The following is an 18223-nucleotide window of genomic DNA, read 5'->3' on the forward strand; positions in this document are numbered from 1 at the left end:
GATGTGGAAAACACGTTCTAAATTACTGTTTACAGCAGGCGCCTTGATTTCGGGTTTCGCCCTTATACAGATGGGTATGTACGCCGGGCAGCATGTTTTCGGCTGGAAATTGAATTATAACGTGTTTCAAATTTGCAGAAGTTTGTTGCAGCACTACGGAATTGGCTACATGGTGGATGCGCTCAGCGGGCTGGTTTTCGTTACCTTCGCTATCGCCGGAGGAGAAGCAGTCAGACAGTGTATGGCTACCAGGGCTGCTTTTCGCAGACTGCACCGAATGCGTGACCTGCCGCTGACCGAAGCACTGGGTGAGCGATATCATGAACTCGGGGCCGATCGGATATGGGTCATTGATTATGCCAAGCCAGCCGCCTTTACCATGGGATTATGGAAGCCACGCATTGTATTGTCCTCTGCACTATTGTCCGTACTGGACAAGCACGAGGAAGAGGCTGTCGTATACCACGAAGCCTATCATATGAAACACTATGATCCGTTGAAGACCTGGTTGCTGCAAGTGTGTGCTAAACAGCTGTTTTACTTGCCGGTGCTGCGTCACATTACCCATCATTATAAGACGGCCCGTGAAATTTTGGCCGATAACGAAGCGATTCATCGAGCTGGTTCACCAGTTGGGATTGGGAGCGCATTGCTCAAGCTTCTGAGTATGACGCCTGCCAATACTCGCCTGGTAAACTCCGCCGCTTGTTCCTCGTTTGCAGAAACGTCCATTAATTATCGTATCTCTCGTATTTTAGACCCTCAGCAAGAACCTGTCATTCAAATGCCTTGGCGTTCGATTATGTTTTCCAGCTATGTGCTAGTGATGCTGACACTTATGTTCGCACTGGCGCTAATCTAGTTGGACAAGAAATGTTTCCTGCGGGTGGCGCTTTTCGCGCTCCCGATTCTCGATGTGTAACACACTACACTATGTAGTTTGTTGCATGATTTTTATACAACTTAAAAGGAGATGAGCAAATGAATCAAACGCTTATGAATATTGGATTATTGTTGGTACGAATCTTTACAGGGGTTATTTTTATCGTTCACGGTGCACAAAAGTTTCAGGGATTAGACGGAACCTCCGGCTTCTTCCAAAGTATCGGACTCCCTGGTTGGATGGCCCCTGTGGTCGCTACGGTTGAGCTGGTTGGAGGAATTGCACTGGTTCTGGGTATCGGAACACGACTGGCTGGAGCGGCATTGACCATTGTTATGATTGGTGTATTGCTAACCGCTAAAAAAGGACAGCCTTTTGGCTCGATTGAATTTGATCTGCTGATTCTGTTCACCAGCCTTCAGCAAGCGCTTGTCGGTGGACGTTTTCTGGCAGTGGATCAGTTATTTGGCCGCAAAAAGACTGAAAACAGTAACGTACAGGTCTAAATGTTCATATAACCGCGTCCTTAGTCTTATAGGGCGCGGTTTTTGTTTTTCTCCTTTGTGAAATTTTATTGTAAATCATTTGCTACTTTCAACCGATATAACTAACACGGAATGTAATTCAAATATATTGTTTTATGAGCAAAGGGGAAAAAACATGGGAACAACGCGAAAGAGAAAAACGATATGGACACTCAGGAACAAGCTAAGTTTAGGCTTTTTACTTGTTTTGCTGATTCCGAGCTTAAGTATTTCCATTGCGACCTATAAATCATCATATAATGCTATGGAGAAACAGCTCCACGGGAGTGCGAATCAGGGGGTAGCGACAGCTAACTCAATTATTGAATACGCAATCGCCAGTAAAATTAAAGATGCGAGTTATTTGGCGGAGCGTCTGGACGGCTCGATGATAGATGGTCGAAACAGCCCTTTGATTCAGCCGAAGCTGATCCAATACAAGGGTTTGCATGAAGATGCCACGGATATTTTTGTTGGAACACCGGAGGGGCTGATGATTCGGGGGGTGCCCAAGGAGGATGAAGGGACATTTGATCCTCGCACACGCCCATGGTACATCGAAGCGATGAAGCAGCCCGGTAAGGTTGCAATTACGCCTGTTATTATCAATTCATCGGGTATTCCTGTTGTCGTAGTATCTCAGACGCTTTCGGACAAGTCTGGGGTTATCGGCATTTCTCTAAATCTGGAAAGTGTACGTAAACTGGCCTCCATCAAAGTGGGCCAGGAGGGGTATATCATCATTTTGGATCATACGAAGAAATTCGTAGTCCATCCTACGGCTAAAGCGGGCTCATCTCCTCAGGAGAATTCGCTTGATACGTTGTATACTGCGCCGAGTGGGAACTTCAACTATATGCATGAAGGCCGCGAGAAATATTTGACCTATGTAACGAATACAGATACCGGCTGGAAAATTGCAGGCACCTTCTATCAATCCGAGATTAGCGATGCCACCGCTGCCATGCGTTATGTAACCATTTTCGTGCTGGCTGCCTCACTGGTGATTGCGCTTATCGCGATTTTCCTGATCACCCGTTCTGTTCTGGTACCGATTCGTAAGCTGCAAAAATCAGCAGAACGAATCAGTGAAGGAGATTTGACGGGCGATTTGGAAACTGGAAAAACGGATGAGGTAGGCGAATTGTCTGCTCACTTCCAAACTATGGTCGACAGTTTGCGCACGATGATTCGAAGCGTACACGAAACGACAGATCGGGTAAGTTCTTCAGCGGAGGAACTGGCTGCGGGTGCAGATCAGACAACCCAAGCGATTGAGCATGTCACCATTGCTATCCAGGAAGTAGCTGTGGGCAGCGAACGTCAGGTGGAGAGCGTCAAGCACGGCTCCGTAAATATGGAGGAGCTTGCTCAGCAAGCAGCGAACGTATCCGAGCGTATGGTGGGCGTATCTGAACATGTGAAGATGAACGCCGAGTCGGCTCAGGAGGGCAGCAAGGCTGCTACGCAGGCTGTCCAGAAGATGCATGACATCGATGAGACCGTTAACGATCTCGGACAGGCCATGGACTCTCTCAATGAGCGCTCCGGTGAAATCGTGAATATTATCAGCGTTATATCCGGTATTGCCAAACAGACCAATCTGTTAGCTCTGAATGCGTCCATTGAGGCCGCACGTGCGGGGGATCATGGTAAGGGATTTGCCGTGGTCGCTACGGAGGTACGTAAGCTAGCTGAGGAATCAGCGAAATCGGCTACTTTGATCTCGGAGCGCATTGAAGCGATGCAGGTGGATATGAATCATGCTCTGGGCGCTATGCATCAAGCGCGGACACGGGTGACGGAAGGCATTGATTCGGTAACCACGTCTGAGCAATCCTTTGCGGAGATCAGCCAGGCCGTGGAACGAGCTATGGTACATATCAATGACATTACCGGAGTGACTCAGGAAATGGCACGGGGGACTGTAGGTGTCGTAGATATTATGAGCGATATTGCCCACATTTCGGACGAGGCAGCGAGCAACACCGAGTCGATCTCAGCAGCGGCTGAGCAACAGCTCGCTTCTATTGAGGAAATTGCTTCATCTACAGCGGACCTGAGCCAAATGGCAGAGGAATTGCGCGAACTGGTTGGACGTTTTCAGGTTGAAGGAAAATCCTAAAATGATAAAAAGCGCCCGGATACAGGAGATTGCACTCTGTATCCAGGCGCTTTTTTTAATGTGTTTAGCATAATTTCTGGTTTGCAGGGTTAGAAGTTAACGTTGGAAGGACTTGCGGCGATCCAGGCGGAAACGGACATCCCGTGAGCTGTCGGAAGGACGCAGCGAACTTCTCTGAAACATATTGTTCAGAATCAGTGCGAAAATGACTAGCACTGTCCCATATAGTTCAAAACGGCTAATGACATAACCTTGGAAGTACATGAGTACCAGCGTGGTAATCGGTACAAAGTTAATAAATAGAATTCCGTTCAGTGGAGACAGCTTTCGGATTCCGGCATTCCAGCTAAGCAGGGCAGCTAGCCCTGGAAGCAGGATCATAAAGCTCATTTCGTATTTAACTGACCACACAGCCTGCCAGTCCGGCACCACAATCCAGTTGAAAGCAGAGGCAAATGTGACGACTACGAAGGAGACGAGAGTTCCCAGCAGGCAGGTTAGGGTTGAATACCGAAGAGTAGACCATCCTGCAAAGTGGCTGCCTCCCATGGAATATACGACCCATCCGACGACGCCTACGAAAATAAGCAGCAGCGGCAGTAAATGTTGTCCGGCAAGTGTGAAAAAGGTCCATTTTCCGTTCGTGATCACAAGTAAAGCCCCAGCCAGCGCAATCACCATGCTGATTAATGTATATTTCGGAGGCATTTTACGGGTCATGATCCACACCATCGCAATGGAAATCATCGGCATTAGCACTTCCATTATAGAAGCTACCAGAGTACCTGCTGCCCCCATCGCGTGCTGTCCCTGGAAAACGGCCATATTATAAATGGTGAATCCCATGGTCCCAAAGAATAACAACGTCTTGCCCTTGCCCTCAAAGCGAAATGCCGTCCGTCCCTCTTTGAGCCACAATAGCACGACTAAAATGAGTGTAACCGATAAATAGCGCAAAAATGAAAAGTACAGTGGATTGATATGTTGTAATGCAATGTGCGAAACCGGAAACATCGCCCCCCAGGACATACTGGCGATTAGGCATAATAAAGATCCGGTCATGATTTGTCTGTTCATGATGTACAAAAGCTCCTCCTTGCCGATCTCAGCGGACATATCTTATGGACACATCATAAAGGATAGGAAGCTGTTGGTAAAATGATTGAAAATAAACATTATGATCATTTAAAATGATAATAAGTGACAAGGCGCGTCAATTTTGATGGCCCCTTGTCCTTCACAATAAGGGGGAGCAGTAGTGGATCTGAACGATTTAAACATTTTCCAGACGGTGGCTGCGCATGGCAGTGTCAGCAAGGCTGCAGCCGAGCTTAGCTATGTCCAGTCCAATGTAACGGCCAGAATCAAGCTGCTCGAAAAGGAACTGCAAACGCCTTTATTTAATAGACATAAGCGGGGCATGATCCTCAATGCCGAGGGCAAGCGTCTGCTGCAATATACGAAAAGCATTTTATCGCAATTTGAGGAAATGAAACATGCGTTTCAGAATACCTCTACACCTTCGGGGGTGCTGGAGATTGGCATTGTGGAGACTGTCATTGCCCTCCCGGCCATTTTACATGCTTACTATAGCAAGTACCCGGATGTCGAGTTGTCCCTCAAGGCCGGGGTTACAGAGTCTCTGGTGCAGGAGGTTGCAGAAATGCGGCTGGATGGAGCTTTTGTGACCGGGCCGGTCAAGCATCCGCTGATTGAACAGTTTGATGTGTTTCAGGAAAAACTGGTCCTCGTATCCCAAGGAGATGACTTTTCTGTCGAGGATCTTACAACCCGTCCACTCCTGCTGTATAAAAAAGGTTGCGGCTACCGGGGACGGCTGGAAACCTGGCTCAAGATGGAGGGGATTATTCCCAAGCAGATTATGGAGTTTGGGACATTTGAGACAATTATCGGCAGTGTGGCGGCCGGTATTGGAATGACTGTTTTTCCCGAATCGTCGATTAGCGGGCTGGTGGCTCAAGGCCTTGTATGCGGTCATGCGATGCCTGAGCCGTACAATGAAGTAACAACGGTGTTTATCCGGCGTAAGGAAGCCTTTGTTACCAGTACTTTGCAGTCTTTTATAGATGAGATTATTACTCAGACAGAGGCGTAGCATTATCGCTTGGGCTCGGTTACAATGAGAGGGATTTGATCTCATTTTTCTTCCTGAAGGAGGGCTATTATGTTTACAATATATCCAGCGGCTTCCCGATTCAGCTTCGATAAGGGCTGGCTGCGGGGGAGTCACAGCTTTTCATTCGCGGAGTATCAGGATGAGAGCAATACAGCGTTTGGTCCTATGCGTGTCTGTAATGACGATGTCATCGCACCGGGACGGGGATTTGGGGCGCATCCGCACAGTGATATGGAGATTGTTTCGATTGTGCTGTATGGGGAACTACGTCATGAAGACAACCGTGGACATGTAGCGGTGACCGGTTTTGGAGGCATTCAGCGAATGTCAGCGGGCCACGGCATCATTCATACGGAGCACAACGCTTCACAAACGGAGGATGTCAGTCTGCTGCAATTGTGGTTTAGCCCGCATACGAGAGGACTGAAACCGTCATATGAGGCTACAGCATTCAATCCTGAGCGTCTTCAAGGTCAGCTTCTGCCTGTCGTTGCCGGAAAGCGTGTACCAGGCACAGAGGGTGAAATAGCTGCAATCAACCAGGATTTAACGATTTATTTAAGCAAGCTTCAGCCTGGAGAACAAGTAGAATTCACACAGGCCGAGGGTCGGCGCGTGTTCCTATTCGTCATCGAAGGCTCGCTGCGTGTGAACGGTGAACATATTCTGCAAGGACGCGATTCCGCTCGTATTGAGCAGGAGCCGAAGCTCTCACTGAAAGCAGAAGGTTCTGTTTTTTATATGTTGATTGATTTGCCCTAAAAGGAGGTGCGCACAATGGCGCAGCAGGAAACATGGCTGATCAAGCATGCCGTCACGGGACGTAGCTTTGCTGACAGCCGCAAGCAGAGTTTCGATTGTCATTTGGAATCGGCGGACGGCGTGTTTCGCTTTACGCTTCAAGGACTGCCGCAGGAGACGGCGGAGGCGATTGTGCGTTATAGCGGGGAGTTGAACGTATTTCGTTTTGTAACGCCGGTAGACGACGGACCCGTGGTGAAGCATTGGTATTACGTCACCCCGGAAAGCGTGGAATATCATGATCAGACAGATAAGCTTACGCTCGAAGCTGGTTCTGAGATTGAATACCATCCCGAGGAGTATTGGGGCGATTAATCATTCCTTTATCATAAATTTTCAGATATATAATGGATTTTCGAAGGCTCTGCATCATTGCAGGGTCTTTTTGTTATCCGTTCAACATGTTGAGTTCATTGGATACATAATCCTTTGCAGGCTGGTACATTCTATATGTCATATTATCTGTTCGGCTCATTCGTAAAGGGGGAATAACGATGAAGAAAGGGCGCTTTCCCAAGTTGCCGAAGCCACCGTGGAGCCGGAGAGCGATTCCAGCCGCAGACCGCAAGACACGAAATTCCAATGTGCCTAAAGGACTGCCTGAGTCTTCGTGGCTGGAACAGCCGCTACGTAGCAGTGTGGAAGACAATATGATTGCTTTGCGTGATATTTTCAAGGATTGCTCTGATATCGTCTATCGAGAGCTCATGATTTCCCCTGAACGCAAAGGGTTGTTGGCTTATTTTGAAGGTACGGTAAAATCGGAGGATTTGCAGGATCATATCCTGCGGCCTGTCATTCTGGGCATGATGCTCAAGGACCCTGAAGTGAACGGCAAATTAGAGCCGCTGGATGAAACTCGTATCTCCATGTCTCAGACCAAAACGATGGACGAATGGAAGATGGTATCGGCAGCGATACTGGACGGCAATGCCGCCTTGTTCGTAGATGGCACGCCTCGTGCGTATATTTTTAGCGCCAAGGGGGGCGTTCGCCGTGGCGTAGAGGAACCACAGACAGAAGCGGTTATTCGCGGACCGCGTGAGGGCTTCACTGAGACTCTTCGCGTTAATACGGCACTGTTACGCTTCAAGCTGAAGACCTCCAAGCTCAAGATGTACAGCATGACCATCGGAACAGAAACTCAAACGAGCGTCGTCCTTACCTATATTGAAGGGATCATAGATTCGAAGCTGGTGGAGGATGTAAAAAAACGGCTCAGCGATATTAAAATTGATGGTGTTCTGGAGACGGGGTATATTGAGGAACTGATTGAGGATCATCCGTTTTCACCGTTTCCGCAAATGGAATACACTGAACGTCCGGATACCGTCACTGCGCAGTTACTGGAAGGACGTTTTGCCATTTTTGTAGACGGAACGCCTTTTGCCCTGATTGGGCCAGTCACGATGTGGCAGATGATGCAAGCGAGCGAAGATTATTACGAGCGCTTTTTCATCAGTAATATGGTGCGCTGGATTCGTTTTCTTTTTCTCGTAATGGCTCTCTTTCTGCCCGCATTATATGTAGCGGTGACGACCTATCATCATGATATGCTGCCGACGACGCTCATCTTGAGTATTGCGGCGGCTCGCGAATCCATCCCTTTTCCAGCACTGGTGGAAGCATTGATGATGGAGATTTCCTTTGAGGCATTACGGGAAGCAGGGATTCGTCTCCCCAAAACGGTCGGTCAGGCCGTCAGTATTCTTGGCGCGCTCGTAATTGGGCAGTCCGCAGTACAGGCAGGAATCGTATCGGCGCCCATAGTCATTGTTGTGTCGCTCACAGGTATTGCGTCGTTTACCATACCGCGTTTTAACTTTGCCATCACGGTTCGTCTGCTGCGATTTCCCATCATGCTGATGGCGGGTTTATTCGGATTGTTTGGGATCATTATTGCGACAACGCTGATTGCTACGCATCTAACCAAGCTAACATCGTTTGGTGTCCCTTATATGAGTGGATATAGCCCGTACAACCATATGGATCAAAAGGATATCGTCGTCCGCGCGCCTTGGTGGAAAATGACCAAACGTCCTTCATGGATTGGTAAAGACAACAACAAACGAGCGAAGGAAAAGATGAATGGAACGCCTAAAAGCGAGGAGGGGTGGTGATGAAGCCCAAATCGAATGCACAACAAATGCGTAAAGCGGCTGTGCTCTGTTGTCTGCTGCTGTGCTCTGTTCTCTTGGGAGGATGCTGGGATCGCCGTGAAGTGAACGATGTGGCCTTTGTGATGGGTACCGGGCTGGACAAGGAAGGCGATCAATACCGGGTAACGATGCAAATCGCTCTACCCGGACAACTCGGATCTTCGGGCAGTACAGGAGGAGGGGGAGGTACCAGTGGTACGAAATCCTACTATCTGGAGTCCAAAACAGGTCCAAGCTTTCGAGGAGCAAGTACCGAGGAACAGCGCGGAGTTTCGCGAACACTAAATTACTCCCATCGGAGGGTGCTGCTGTTCGGCGAGGCGCTGGCACGAGAAGGGATTAGCAAAATGATGGATGTACTGGCACGTGTTCCGCAAAACCGTCTGTCGTCCTTAGTTGTTATTACGAAGGGTTCAGCGATGGAAGTGCTTCAGGCAGATGCTCCGATAGAGCAATATCCAGCAGAAATGGTGCGTGAGCTCAATATTTCCTATATGAAAAAACCTCGTTCCGTTAAGCTGCTGATGAATTCCGTCCTGCTGGAAGGCATTGACCCGGTGGTACCAGTAATGTCTCTGGTGAAGAATGGGCCTTCTAACCTTAAAGACAAGAAGACGAATATTCAGGTCGATGGACTGGCTGTGTTTCGTAAAGACAGGTTAACAGGAATTATTGATAACCACCTCAGTCGGTTTCTGCTTTTGGGTATGGAGCAAGCCAAGGAGACAGAAATATTTATTCCCCCTCCCAAAGGTAGAGGTTACATATCTGTACACCTCATCGAAAATAAAGTCCAAATTAAGCCCCATATTCAAGGGGATGAGATTCGAATGACCATTCATATGAACTGCAATGGGAATGTGAAGGAAAATGAGACGAGTTTCGATATTTCCAACGAGGAAAATTTGAAGTGGCTGGAGCAGCAGACAGTTGAGGAAATCAAGAGGGAGCTGGGAGAGGCTGTTCAGGTGATTCAGCAAAAGTATCGTTCAGACGTACTTGGTTTGGGCCGGGCTATTATTACGAGTCACCCGGATGAATGGAAACGGATTAAACCCCAATGGGAACAACTATATCCCAAGGTGAAGATCACCATAAATCCGGTCGTGCATATTGAGAATATCGGTGCGGTCACCAAACCATTCGGGGTCAAAAAGGAGCAAATCCAGAATGAATAAAATATTTCTGTTACCTTTGGTGCTGGCTATGCTCTTCATGTATCTGATGGACCGTAAAAATATTAACAATGCACCGGCCATCAATCGCTGGGTCTCCCGCGTACTGTATGTTATTAGCATTGGTATCTGGATTTACGGAACATCAACGAAGAGCACCGTTTATGTGGCTACATGGCTTACCACTTTCATTGACATGTGGCTCCCCTCTACGTTGTAAATCGTGTAATGGATGCCTGCGGGCAAAAGGAGGATGTACCTGCATGAAACAGTTCACAACCAGACAAATTGTGCTGCTTGGTGTATTGATGGAGGTCGGTATTACCCTTATACATGCTCCGGCGCAGGCAGCGGATCACGCGAATCAGCATGCTTACTGGACCTGTATAATTGCGGCTATCGTGCTATGCTTGCCGATCTGGGCGATGTTGAAACTCAAACGCCGGTTCCCTGATCAGGATCTGATGCAGGCGATGGTGAGCTCTCACCCTGTGCTGGGCCGTGTGCTGCTTGCATTCTACCTTATTTTATTCCTGATCATCTTTGCGCGGGATTTGAGGATTATTACGGATCTGGTGGAAGTGGTGCTTTTGCCACTGACTCCGATTGTGGTCACTTCTCTTATTGTGCTGTTGACTCTGGTATTTATGGCTAAAGGCGGAATAAGCACCATCGTGAATATGACCGAGATTTTTTTGCCGATGTTGATTGTGACGCTGTTAACCATGCCGCTTTTTTTTGGGCGTAATATGGATTTTTCGATGCTGAGACCCTACTTACATCCAGAAGTAGAGGGAGTGATCAAGGGGAGTTGGCGCATGCTGGGTTATATGGCCGATATCATGATAGTTCCCTTTGTGATTTCTGGGAAGAGCTATAATGGGCGTAGTGCGTGGTTTGGGCATTTGCTCGGAACCGCTTTTCTGATTATCCTGGTGCTGCTGTCCGAGTTGGTTATTGGTGTTCCTATCTTGTCACGGCTGTTTTATCCATCGTATGAACTGGTGCGTCAATTGCAGCTAACGGACTTTCTGGATCGGTTCGATTTGTTCGTGGCAGCACTGACCGTACCGACCTTTCTTACGAAGATTGGGGTTGATCTGTACGTTACCAGTTTGGCGGTAAAGCGTATGTTTGCCCAAGCCTGGGGGAGTCTGATGGTTTGGCCCGTAGGTTTGTTAGGTTACGTATGTTCGTTTATGCTGTTCTCCAACATTGTGCAAATTTATGATTTCACCCGGGAGTGGACCGCGGTGATGATCATTTTTTTTGTTATCATGCCTTTGTTGCTATGGATGTTGCTCCGACCCAAATCTAAAGGGAAAGGCGGAGATGATAGGGCATCTAACGGAGAGCGGGATAGCGGTAGTCAGAAAGAAAGCCAGCATGAAGGCAGAACAGGACACGGCCACCTATAAGATTACTGTATTCATCGGAAAAGTAATTCTTATTTGTCTTTTACCCCTCTGATTGTATACTTGGTAGAAAGAAATACGACATCTACAAGGGAGGCAACAGAATGGCACAACGCATGGCAGGTAAGAGAGTCGCTCTTGCTGGTCCTCGTAAAGCAGAAGAAATGGCGCTGCTAGTTGTGAAGATGGGGGGTGAGCCAGTACAGCGCCCGGCCCAGGGTACCGTTTTTCTGGACGATATCGAGCTGCGCAACGCTGTTGTATCGTGGGTGAAGCACCCTCCGGACTGGTACATCTTCACGACAGGTATGGGGCTGGATGCCCTGTTCGATATGGCAGAGGATATGGGCGTGGCTGAGCAGATTATGGATCTTCTACAATCTTCCAACATTGCAGCGCGGGGCTACAAGACGGTCAATGGACTCAAAAAGCGTGGCTTTACGCCAGCAGTACGAGACGAGGACGGAAGTTTGATCGGATTGACTGGAGCTTTCGCCCCATACGATCTGAAGGGGAAGGAAGTACTGTTGCAACTGCATGGCGATCCAGCCCCACGGTTGGTAAAGTGGCTGGACGAGCAGGGGGCTGTGACCCGCCAGGTACTTCCTTATAAGCATATTCCACCTGAGGAAGCAAAATTGCAGGCGTTACTGGAGGATGTTATCCATCGTAATGTTGATGCCGTTACGTTCACGAGTGGCCCGCAAATTCGATTTTTAGCCCAATATGCGAGAGAGCAAAATCGAATCGAGGATTTACTGGAAGCTTTTCGTGAGGATGTGATTGCTGTATCAGTAGGGAAGGTGACTGCACAGTCCATTGTGGAAGAGGGGATTGATCGAGTCGTGTTTCCAACCGAAGAGCGCATGGGCGCGATGATGGTGGAGCTGGGAAAATATTTTGAACATAACGATTCGGTACATGGCTGTGGTCTGAAAATCGTGAATGGTCATTGAAATGAGATCAAAATTATAAATATAGTATGCTAAAAATGAACTTATATTTTTGGATAAAGCGTAAAATAAAGATAAGGGCCTGCGAGGTCTTTATCTTTTTTTATTGGACATGCATCGACAAAGATTTTTGTTATAGCGAAAATATTTAGCTAATATAATGAATAAGTTTCGATGCATGATACTTGAGCATTTTGCATAAATCCCAAGAGCGTTTTCAAATAAGCAATATATAGATCGAAGCGCTTTAGTTCGTCTATATATTGTACTTATGAGCGTTGGGAATCGAATTATGCTAAATGCTGACTTAGGACAGGAGCTGAGACGTAAATGAATTCTATTTGTGTATTTGCCGGGTCCAGACCTGGACATTCATCGGTATATGTTGAAGCGGCAGGCAAGCTGGGAGAAGCCATGGCTCGCCATCATATCCGTTTGATCTATGGTGGCTCCAGTAGGGGGCTGATGGGAGAGGTGGCGGACGGAATGCTGGCGGGTGACGGTCAGGTCACTGGCATTATGCCCACCTTGTTATTTGATGCAGAGATCATTCATCGGGGAGTTACCGAGTTCATTGAGGTAGCAAGCATGCATGAGCGTAAAGCGGCAATGAGCGAGATGGCCGATGCGTTTATTGCCCTTCCGGGTGGCTTGGGAACCTTTGAGGAGCTGTTCGAGGTATTGTGCTGGGCGCAAATCGGCATTCATCGCAAGCCGATTGGGCTGCTGAATGTGAATGGATATTTTGACCCGTTAGCAGAAATGGTGCGTCATAGCGTGCAAGAAGGGTTTACCGGGGCTGAGCATCCAGCGTTATTAAGTATCTCTGCGGACCCGGACGAATTGCTACATATGTTAAAAAATAAAGCAGAGAACTTGAAATAAAGCGTTTTTCGTGCTTGCACAACTGATTGAGGCAAGGTTATGATAAGACCCATAATCAAATAGCGGACAGACAAGGTGCCTTTGCGGTTGAGCAAAGGGTAACAGGGAATCGGGTGCAAATCCCGAGCGGTCCCGCCACTGTAAGGAAGAGGATTTTTTTAAATGGTCACTCGTGAAAAACGGGGAAGACAAAAGAATCTGTTGATGCCAAGCCAGGAGACCTACCTTGATCTGTATGCACCGTTAACCTTCGCGGAGAGGATGGGTGTACGAAATCAGGAAATCAGGCACACGTTGCTTTTTCCATGTTGGTTAGAGGTTTGCGTGGATATGAACGTGCAGCAGCGTTTGAAGCGTAAACAGACAGGTGGAAAACAACGGCAGGCTGGAGGAAGACAAATAGTGTCTTCTTACGCTGTTTGTTCGTCTGATGAGAGATACGTACATAGAAACCCCATCCGGGCAGGATGGGGTTTTTTGAGTTACAGGATGTCCATAAATCATTGAAATAGATAGGATAGCTGCCCTGAAAAGGATGAATAGGAGGAGCACGATGAGCCCATTAGGAAAATTGCTGGTGATTGGATTTGGACCAGGAGATATGGAACATATCACAAAACGGGCGCTGGATGCGCTGGCCGAAAGTGAGGTCATTATCGGCTACAATACCTACGTTGATTTGATCCGTCCGTTGTTGAACGGACAGGAGATTGTACGCACAGGAATGACAGAGGAAGTGAGCCGTGCGCAGGAGGCGGTTCGCCAAGCAGAGATGGGCAAGAAGGTAGCTGTCATTTCCAGTGGAGATGCGGGAGTCTATGGTATGGCAGGGCTGGTGTATGAGGTGCTGATGCAAAAAGGCTGGCGACGCGAGGATGGGGTTGATGTAGAAGTCGTGCCGGGGATCTCGGCTATTCAGTCTTGTGCTTCACTGTTGGGCGCGCCAGTTATGCATGATGCTTGCACGATCAGTCTGAGTGATCATCTGACCCCATGGGAAACGATTGTGAAGCGTGTAGAAGCAGCGGCTTCGGCCGATTTTGTGATTGCATTATACAACCCGCGCAGTGGTCGGCGTACCCGCCAGATTGTGGAGACGCAGTCCATTTTGCTGCGTTACCGCGATCCGCAAACTCCAGTTGGGTTGGTGAAAAGTGCTTATCGTGAACGTCAGCAAGTTATTGTAACGACGCTGGAAGATATGCTGAATCATGACATCGGGATGCTGACGACTGTAATCATCGGCAATTCCTCGACAACGGTGTATGACGGCTTGATCGTGACTCCGCGCGGATATCAGCGCAAATACACATTAGATGCGACCGAGCAAGCGCTCAAGCCACATCAGCGTCTCCGTACGGAAGCAGAGCCGTGGTCGCTGGGCGCGCAAGTGGATACACCGCAGGCAGGCGCAGCCCCGACTACGCCCGCTGGTCCCTCCGCGAGCGGCGCTGCGGTTGCGACGCAGGCACGCCCGCAAGCGATGGCTGCGGTGCAGGCAACGGCCGCTGCGCAAACCGGCGCAGCCCCGGCATCGCTGGCGGCAGAGGCACTAAGCCGCCTCGCTGTCGGCGGCAAGCTGCCTGGCGAAGCCAACGCTCGCTGGAGCGGGCAAGCGCCTACCGCCGAGAGCACCGCCAGAACGTCAGCGGTGGCCGGAGCAGGGGCCGCGTCCGGGATGGCGACAGGCGGCTTTGGCAAGCCTGCGCTATTTGAGGTGGGTGTTTCCCCGGGTGTGGGAAACAAGAAGTTCACCGCTCGCCAGATGGCGCTGCTCGCCGAGGTAGCGGGTGATGACGGCGAGCTGGAATACTCGCCAGATCATCAGATCGTGCTGCGCGTGCCGTGTGCAGACCCCGAGGAACTGGTCGGACGGCTGCGGGATGAACGATTCATTGTCATGCCGATTGGCGATGTGTTTAAGGTGAAGGCGTGCGACTTCTGCAATATGGAGAAGGATGACGCTGTGCCTGTGGCTGAGCATTTACAGGTTGTACTTGGCGGATTACAGGCACCCAAGGAAACGAGCATTGCTTTGAACGGATGCGGTATGGCCTGCTATGGAGCGGTGCTGGAGGATATCGGAATCGTCTATCGCAAGGGAGGATACGACCTCTTCCTTGGTGGCAAAAAATTCGGTCGCAATGCTCATGCCGCTCAGCCCGTAGCGGAAGGGATTCCGGGTGATCAAATTACTGACATCGTGGAGAACGTCATCGCTGAATATAAGGAAAAAGGGCATCCGAATGAGCGTTTTCATAAATTTTTTAAACGTGTAGGTGTCGTTGCGGGTTTCCGGCATGAAGATGCACCAGCAACGGTAGAAGTGAATGCGGTTTGTGGTGATTAATGGACTGAAGGCCTGATGAACTGGATACAAGCATATATATATAAAATAGGGCGTCATGCAGGCGCTATCCCTATTAAAGAGGAGGAAAAAACAGCAGTGGATGCAATATTGTTGGTTGGACATGGAAGTCGGGACCCGGAGGGGAACCAGGAACTGCTGGAATTTGCACAGGCAGTGGCAGACCGGGTACCGGATATGTGCGTGGAAACCTGTTTCTTGGAGTTGGCACGTCCCAGCATTGCTGATGGGATGCAAACATGTGTGGAGAAAGGGGCGACGCGTGTCATTCTCATTCCGATTATCTTGTTCGCAGCGGTACATGCCAAAATTGATATTCCGATGGCTATTGATCGGGCAAAAGCAAAATATCCGCAGGTGGAATTTGTATACGGACGCCCGATTGGTGTTCACGAGAAAATCGTCAGCATTCTGCAAAGCCGCTTGAAAGAGGCCCGTCCGGTTGCAATTCCAGCGGGAATGAATAGCGCTGTAGAGGCATTTGCCGAGGTATCCGACGAAGAAACGGCGGTACTTGTGTTAGGACGCGGAAGTAGCGATCCAGATGCGAACAGTGACTTTTTCAAAATCACCCGTATGCTGTGGGAGCAGCTTTCTTATACATGGGTAGAGAGCAGCTTTATCGGTGTGACGCAGCCTTCTTTTCCCGATGGATTGGAGCGTTGTGTACGACTGGGGGCCAAAAAGATTATCGTGCTTCCCTATTTTCTGTTCACGGGTGTGCTGATTAAGCGCATCGGAGAAATGACCCAGGAATTTGCCGAGGCTCACCCTACATTACAAGTGGAGATGGGCGGATATTTTGGTTTCCATCCCCAATTGATTGAACTGGTGCTGGAGCGAGCTAAGGAAGGTTTGTTCGGCAAGGTTACGGCCAATTGTGATAACTGCCAGTTCCGTCTGGAGGCGCAGGAGCACCACCATCATCACCACGACCACGACCATGACCATGACCACCATCACGATCATGAGCATCATCACCATCATCATGCACATGAGCACGATCATCATGATCACCATACACACAGCCACGATCACACTCATGAGCATGTCCATGCTCACAGCCATGATGACCATGATCACCATCACGAGCATTCACATACGCCATCTGTAGTGAATGGAAGCGGGCAGGTGAAGGGCTCATGATATTCATGCTATGTGGAACGAGCGATGCTCGGGAATTGGCGCTGCAAATCCGTGACAATGGCTTCAACGTATTGACCTCGGTCGTAACCGAAAGCGCGGCGGCCAGTTTGTCCGAAGCGGGACTAGACGTACGTACAGGCCGAATGACAGCCGATGAAATGAGTGCAATGATTCGGGAGCAGGGAATACAGGCGGTTGTTGATGCCAGTCATCCTTTTGCAGAAGAAGCACATGCGAATGCAATGACAGCCGCTCGCGAATCCGGAGTTCCTTATATTCGCTACGAGCGGGCGGGACTGGTGTATGACAATCATCCATTGCTCCACATCGTGTCTTCCTATGAAGAGGCCGCATTAGAAGCGAAGCAACTCAAAGGCTCTGTAATGCTTACGACAGGCAGTAAGACGCTCGGCACGTTCACCAAGCATTTACTCGGAGACCCGGAGATTCGTCTGGTTGCACGCATGCTGCCGCGCCTAGACAATATGGAGAAATGCGGCGAACTGGGCATGGAGCAAAAGAATATTATTGCCATGCAGGGCCCCTTTTCCCGCGAGATGAATGAAGCATTGTACAAGCACTATGGCACGACCGTGATGGTCACCAAGGAAAGCGGACGCACGGGAGCAGTGGATGAAAAGGTTCAAGCTGCATTGGAGCTGGGGATTCACGTACTTTTGATTTCCAGGCCGGAAGTGGAATTTGGCACAGTATTTGATCATTTCGACGGAGTCATTAACGCACTGCGCACAGCAAAAGAGAAAACTTCAATTTGAGTTGAGTCTTGCCCTTGCGAGTCCAGTTAAACAGGAACGACTTCTGGCATGTATTTAAAATATAATCATCTTAAAACAGGTGTTTTTTAGAGGTATCTATGATTTTGTAGCAATGAATTGTCATTTTTATAAACTATTTTCTAATTTTCCATAAGGGAGTGGTCGATACGATGGATTTTAAAACAGAATTCAAACCGCTAACGGTGCAGCCGCAGGAAATTGAGGGCAAAAGCTTCGAGATGATCACAGAAGAATTGGGAGAGCATCCTTTTACAGCAGAGCAATATCCCGTTGTACAGCGTGTCATTCATGCATCTGCTGATTTTGAGCTGGGCCGCAGCATGGTGTTTCATCCAAAGGCGATTGAAGCCGGGGTTGCAGCTATTCGCGCAGGACAGCAGGTAGTGGCGGACGTGCAAATGATTCAAGCGGGGCTGAGCAAGGATCGTATCCGTCAATTTGGCGGGGATGTGCATGTGTACATATCTGACCCTGACGTCATGGAAGAAGCGAAAAGGCTGAATACGACACGCGCCATTATTTCGATGCGCAAAGCGATTCAGGCGGGCGAAGGTGGCATTTATGCCATTGGTAATGCGCCGACAGCGTTGCTGGAGTTGATCCGTCTGGTAAAAGAAGGAGCGGCTAAGCCCGGACTGGTGATTGGCATGCCCGTCGGTTTCGTATCGGCAGCAGAATCCAAGGACGAGCTGCGCAAGCTGGATATTCCGTTCATTACGAATATTGGACGCAAGGGTGGCAGCACAATTGTCGTAGCAGCATTGAATGCAATCTCCTTAATGGCTGTCCGCTAGATGCGGTTGTCCGTTTGCTGTATCATGAAATGAATTGGAACATGATCAGCAGAAGAGGTTA

The 18223-nt window shown here is 49.0% G+C and carries 17 protein-coding genes and 1 riboswitch; of the genes, 16 read left to right on the forward strand and 1 reads right to left on the reverse strand.

Features of this window, described 5'->3' with window-relative positions:
• Position 1 precedes the first annotated feature (1 nt).
• The 3 genes from MHB46_RS16145 to MHB46_RS16155 all read left to right on the forward strand — a co-directional run bounded on the left by MHB46_RS16145 (position 2) and on the right by MHB46_RS16155 (position 3532).
• A complete protein-coding gene (locus MHB46_RS16145; RefSeq protein ID WP_341162851.1) occupies positions 2 to 862 on the forward strand; it encodes a M56 family metallopeptidase in 861 nt (286 codons plus the stop codon).
• A gap of 119 nt (positions 863 to 981) precedes the next feature.
• A complete protein-coding gene (locus MHB46_RS16150) occupies positions 982 to 1389 on the forward strand; it encodes a DoxX family protein (protein ID WP_341162852.1) in 408 nt (135 codons plus the stop codon).
• A gap of 154 nt (positions 1390 to 1543) precedes the next feature.
• On the forward strand, positions 1544 to 3532 hold the full coding sequence (locus MHB46_RS16155) for a methyl-accepting chemotaxis protein (protein WP_134903357.1): 1989 nt from the start codon (positions 1544 to 1546) through the stop codon (positions 3530 to 3532).
• A 96-nt stretch (positions 3533 to 3628) separates the two neighbouring features.
• Here MHB46_RS16155 and MHB46_RS16160 read toward each other — a convergent pair whose 3' ends face one another.
• A complete protein-coding gene (locus MHB46_RS16160) occupies positions 3629 to 4609 on the reverse strand; it encodes a DMT family transporter (RefSeq protein ID WP_039271680.1) in 981 nt (326 codons plus the stop codon).
• Positions 4610 to 4790: 181 nt separating this feature from the next.
• Between MHB46_RS16160 and MHB46_RS16165 the strand changes: the two genes are divergently transcribed.
• The 13 genes from MHB46_RS16165 to MHB46_RS16225 all read left to right on the forward strand — a co-directional run bounded on the left by MHB46_RS16165 (position 4791) and on the right by MHB46_RS16225 (position 18162).
• On the forward strand, positions 4791 to 5648 hold the full coding sequence (locus MHB46_RS16165) for a LysR family transcriptional regulator (protein ID WP_254326197.1): 858 nt from the start codon (positions 4791 to 4793) through the stop codon (positions 5646 to 5648).
• Between the two features lie 69 nt (positions 5649 to 5717).
• On the forward strand, positions 5718 to 6431 hold the full coding sequence (locus MHB46_RS16170) for a pirin family protein (protein WP_341162853.1): 714 nt from the start codon (positions 5718 to 5720) through the stop codon (positions 6429 to 6431).
• A gap of 15 nt (positions 6432 to 6446) precedes the next feature.
• Positions 6447 to 6785, forward strand: coding sequence for a hypothetical protein (locus MHB46_RS16175; protein ID WP_341162854.1), 339 nt, complete (start codon positions 6447 to 6449; stop codon positions 6783 to 6785).
• Between the two features lie 179 nt (positions 6786 to 6964).
• On the forward strand, positions 6965 to 8590 hold the full coding sequence (locus MHB46_RS16180) for a spore germination protein (protein ID WP_103047336.1): 1626 nt from the start codon (positions 6965 to 6967) through the stop codon (positions 8588 to 8590).
• Positions 8590 to 9807: a Ger(x)C family spore germination protein gene (locus MHB46_RS16185; RefSeq protein WP_341162855.1), complete on the forward strand. Its 1218-nt coding sequence runs from the start codon at positions 8590 to 8592 to the stop codon at positions 9805 to 9807. The genes MHB46_RS16180 and MHB46_RS16185 overlap by 1 nt, the downstream gene beginning before the upstream one ends.
• Positions 9800 to 10024 (forward strand): hypothetical protein, encoded by a 225-nt coding sequence (locus tag MHB46_RS16190; protein ID WP_341162856.1) that lies wholly within the window; start codon positions 9800 to 9802, stop codon positions 10022 to 10024. The genes MHB46_RS16185 and MHB46_RS16190 overlap by 8 nt, the downstream gene beginning before the upstream one ends.
• Positions 10025 to 10067: 43 nt before the next feature.
• Positions 10068 to 11222, forward strand: a complete 1155-nt coding sequence (locus MHB46_RS16195) for a GerAB/ArcD/ProY family transporter (protein ID WP_341162857.1) — start codon at positions 10068 to 10070, stop codon at positions 11220 to 11222.
• A 101-nt stretch (positions 11223 to 11323) separates the two neighbouring features.
• Entirely contained in the window at positions 11324 to 12175 is an 852-nt protein-coding gene (locus MHB46_RS16200; RefSeq protein WP_307351248.1) for a uroporphyrinogen-III synthase, read from the forward strand.
• A 327-nt stretch (positions 12176 to 12502) separates the two neighbouring features.
• Entirely contained in the window at positions 12503 to 13057 is a 555-nt protein-coding gene (locus tag MHB46_RS16205; protein WP_341162858.1) for an LOG family protein, read from the forward strand.
• 57 nt (positions 13058 to 13114) lie between these two features.
• A riboswitch (cobalamin riboswitch) is annotated at positions 13115 to 13300 on the forward strand.
• Positions 13301 to 13610: 310 nt separating this feature from the next.
• Positions 13611 to 15407: a precorrin-3B C(17)-methyltransferase gene (gene cobJ / locus MHB46_RS16210; RefSeq protein WP_341162859.1), complete on the forward strand. Its 1797-nt coding sequence runs from the start codon at positions 13611 to 13613 to the stop codon at positions 15405 to 15407.
• Between the two features lie 96 nt (positions 15408 to 15503).
• Positions 15504 to 16571 (forward strand): sirohydrochlorin chelatase, encoded by a 1068-nt coding sequence (locus tag MHB46_RS16215; protein ID WP_341162860.1) that lies wholly within the window; start codon positions 15504 to 15506, stop codon positions 16569 to 16571.
• Positions 16568 to 17347 (forward strand): precorrin-6A reductase, encoded by a 780-nt coding sequence (gene cobK, locus MHB46_RS16220; protein WP_341162861.1) that lies wholly within the window; start codon positions 16568 to 16570, stop codon positions 17345 to 17347. Before MHB46_RS16215 ends, cobK begins: the two co-directional genes overlap by 4 nt.
• A gap of 170 nt (positions 17348 to 17517) precedes the next feature.
• Entirely contained in the window at positions 17518 to 18162 is a 645-nt protein-coding gene (locus MHB46_RS16225) for a precorrin-8X methylmutase (protein WP_103047344.1), read from the forward strand.
• Positions 18163 to 18223: the final 61 nt, after the last annotated feature.

The sequence above is a fragment of the Paenibacillus sp. FSL H7-0703 genome, from assembly GCF_038003485.1.
Classification (GTDB): Bacteria; Bacillota; Bacilli; order Paenibacillales; family Paenibacillaceae; genus Paenibacillus; species Paenibacillus polymyxa_B.

Bases quoted from the DNA above. Each gene is read 5' to 3' on its own strand.
- MHB46_RS16185 (WP_341162855.1), top strand. From the start codon at position 8,590: ATGAAGCCCAAATCGAATGCACAACAAATGCGTAAAGCGGCTGTGCTC.
- MHB46_RS16175 (WP_341162854.1), top strand. From the start codon at position 6,447: ATGGCGCAGCAGGAAACATGGCTGATCAAGCATGCCGTCACGGGACGT.
- MHB46_RS16225 (WP_103047344.1), top strand. From the start codon at position 17,518: ATGGATTTTAAAACAGAATTCAAACCGCTAACGGTGCAGCCGCAGGAA.
- MHB46_RS16195 (WP_341162857.1), top strand. From the start codon at position 10,068: ATGAAACAGTTCACAACCAGACAAATTGTGCTGCTTGGTGTATTGATG.
- MHB46_RS16145 (WP_341162851.1), top strand. From the start codon at position 2: ATGTGGAAAACACGTTCTAAATTACTGTTTACAGCAGGCGCCTTGATT.
- MHB46_RS16170 (WP_341162853.1), top strand. From the start codon at position 5,718: ATGTTTACAATATATCCAGCGGCTTCCCGATTCAGCTTCGATAAGGGC.
- MHB46_RS16200 (WP_307351248.1), top strand. From the start codon at position 11,324: ATGGCACAACGCATGGCAGGTAAGAGAGTCGCTCTTGCTGGTCCTCGT.
- cobJ (WP_341162859.1), top strand. From the start codon at position 13,611: ATGAGCCCATTAGGAAAATTGCTGGTGATTGGATTTGGACCAGGAGAT.
- MHB46_RS16155 (WP_134903357.1), top strand. From the start codon at position 1,544: ATGGGAACAACGCGAAAGAGAAAAACGATATGGACACTCAGGAACAAG.
- MHB46_RS16205 (WP_341162858.1), top strand. From the start codon at position 12,503: ATGAATTCTATTTGTGTATTTGCCGGGTCCAGACCTGGACATTCATCG.
- MHB46_RS16190 (WP_341162856.1), top strand. From the start codon at position 9,800: ATGAATAAAATATTTCTGTTACCTTTGGTGCTGGCTATGCTCTTCATG.
- MHB46_RS16180 (WP_103047336.1), top strand. From the start codon at position 6,965: ATGAAGAAAGGGCGCTTTCCCAAGTTGCCGAAGCCACCGTGGAGCCGG.
- cobK (WP_341162861.1), top strand. From the start codon at position 16,568: ATGATATTCATGCTATGTGGAACGAGCGATGCTCGGGAATTGGCGCTG.
- MHB46_RS16150 (WP_341162852.1), top strand. From the start codon at position 982: ATGAATCAAACGCTTATGAATATTGGATTATTGTTGGTACGAATCTTT.
- MHB46_RS16160 (WP_039271680.1), bottom strand. From the start codon at position 4,609: ATGAACAGACAAATCATGACCGGATCTTTATTATGCCTAATCGCCAGT.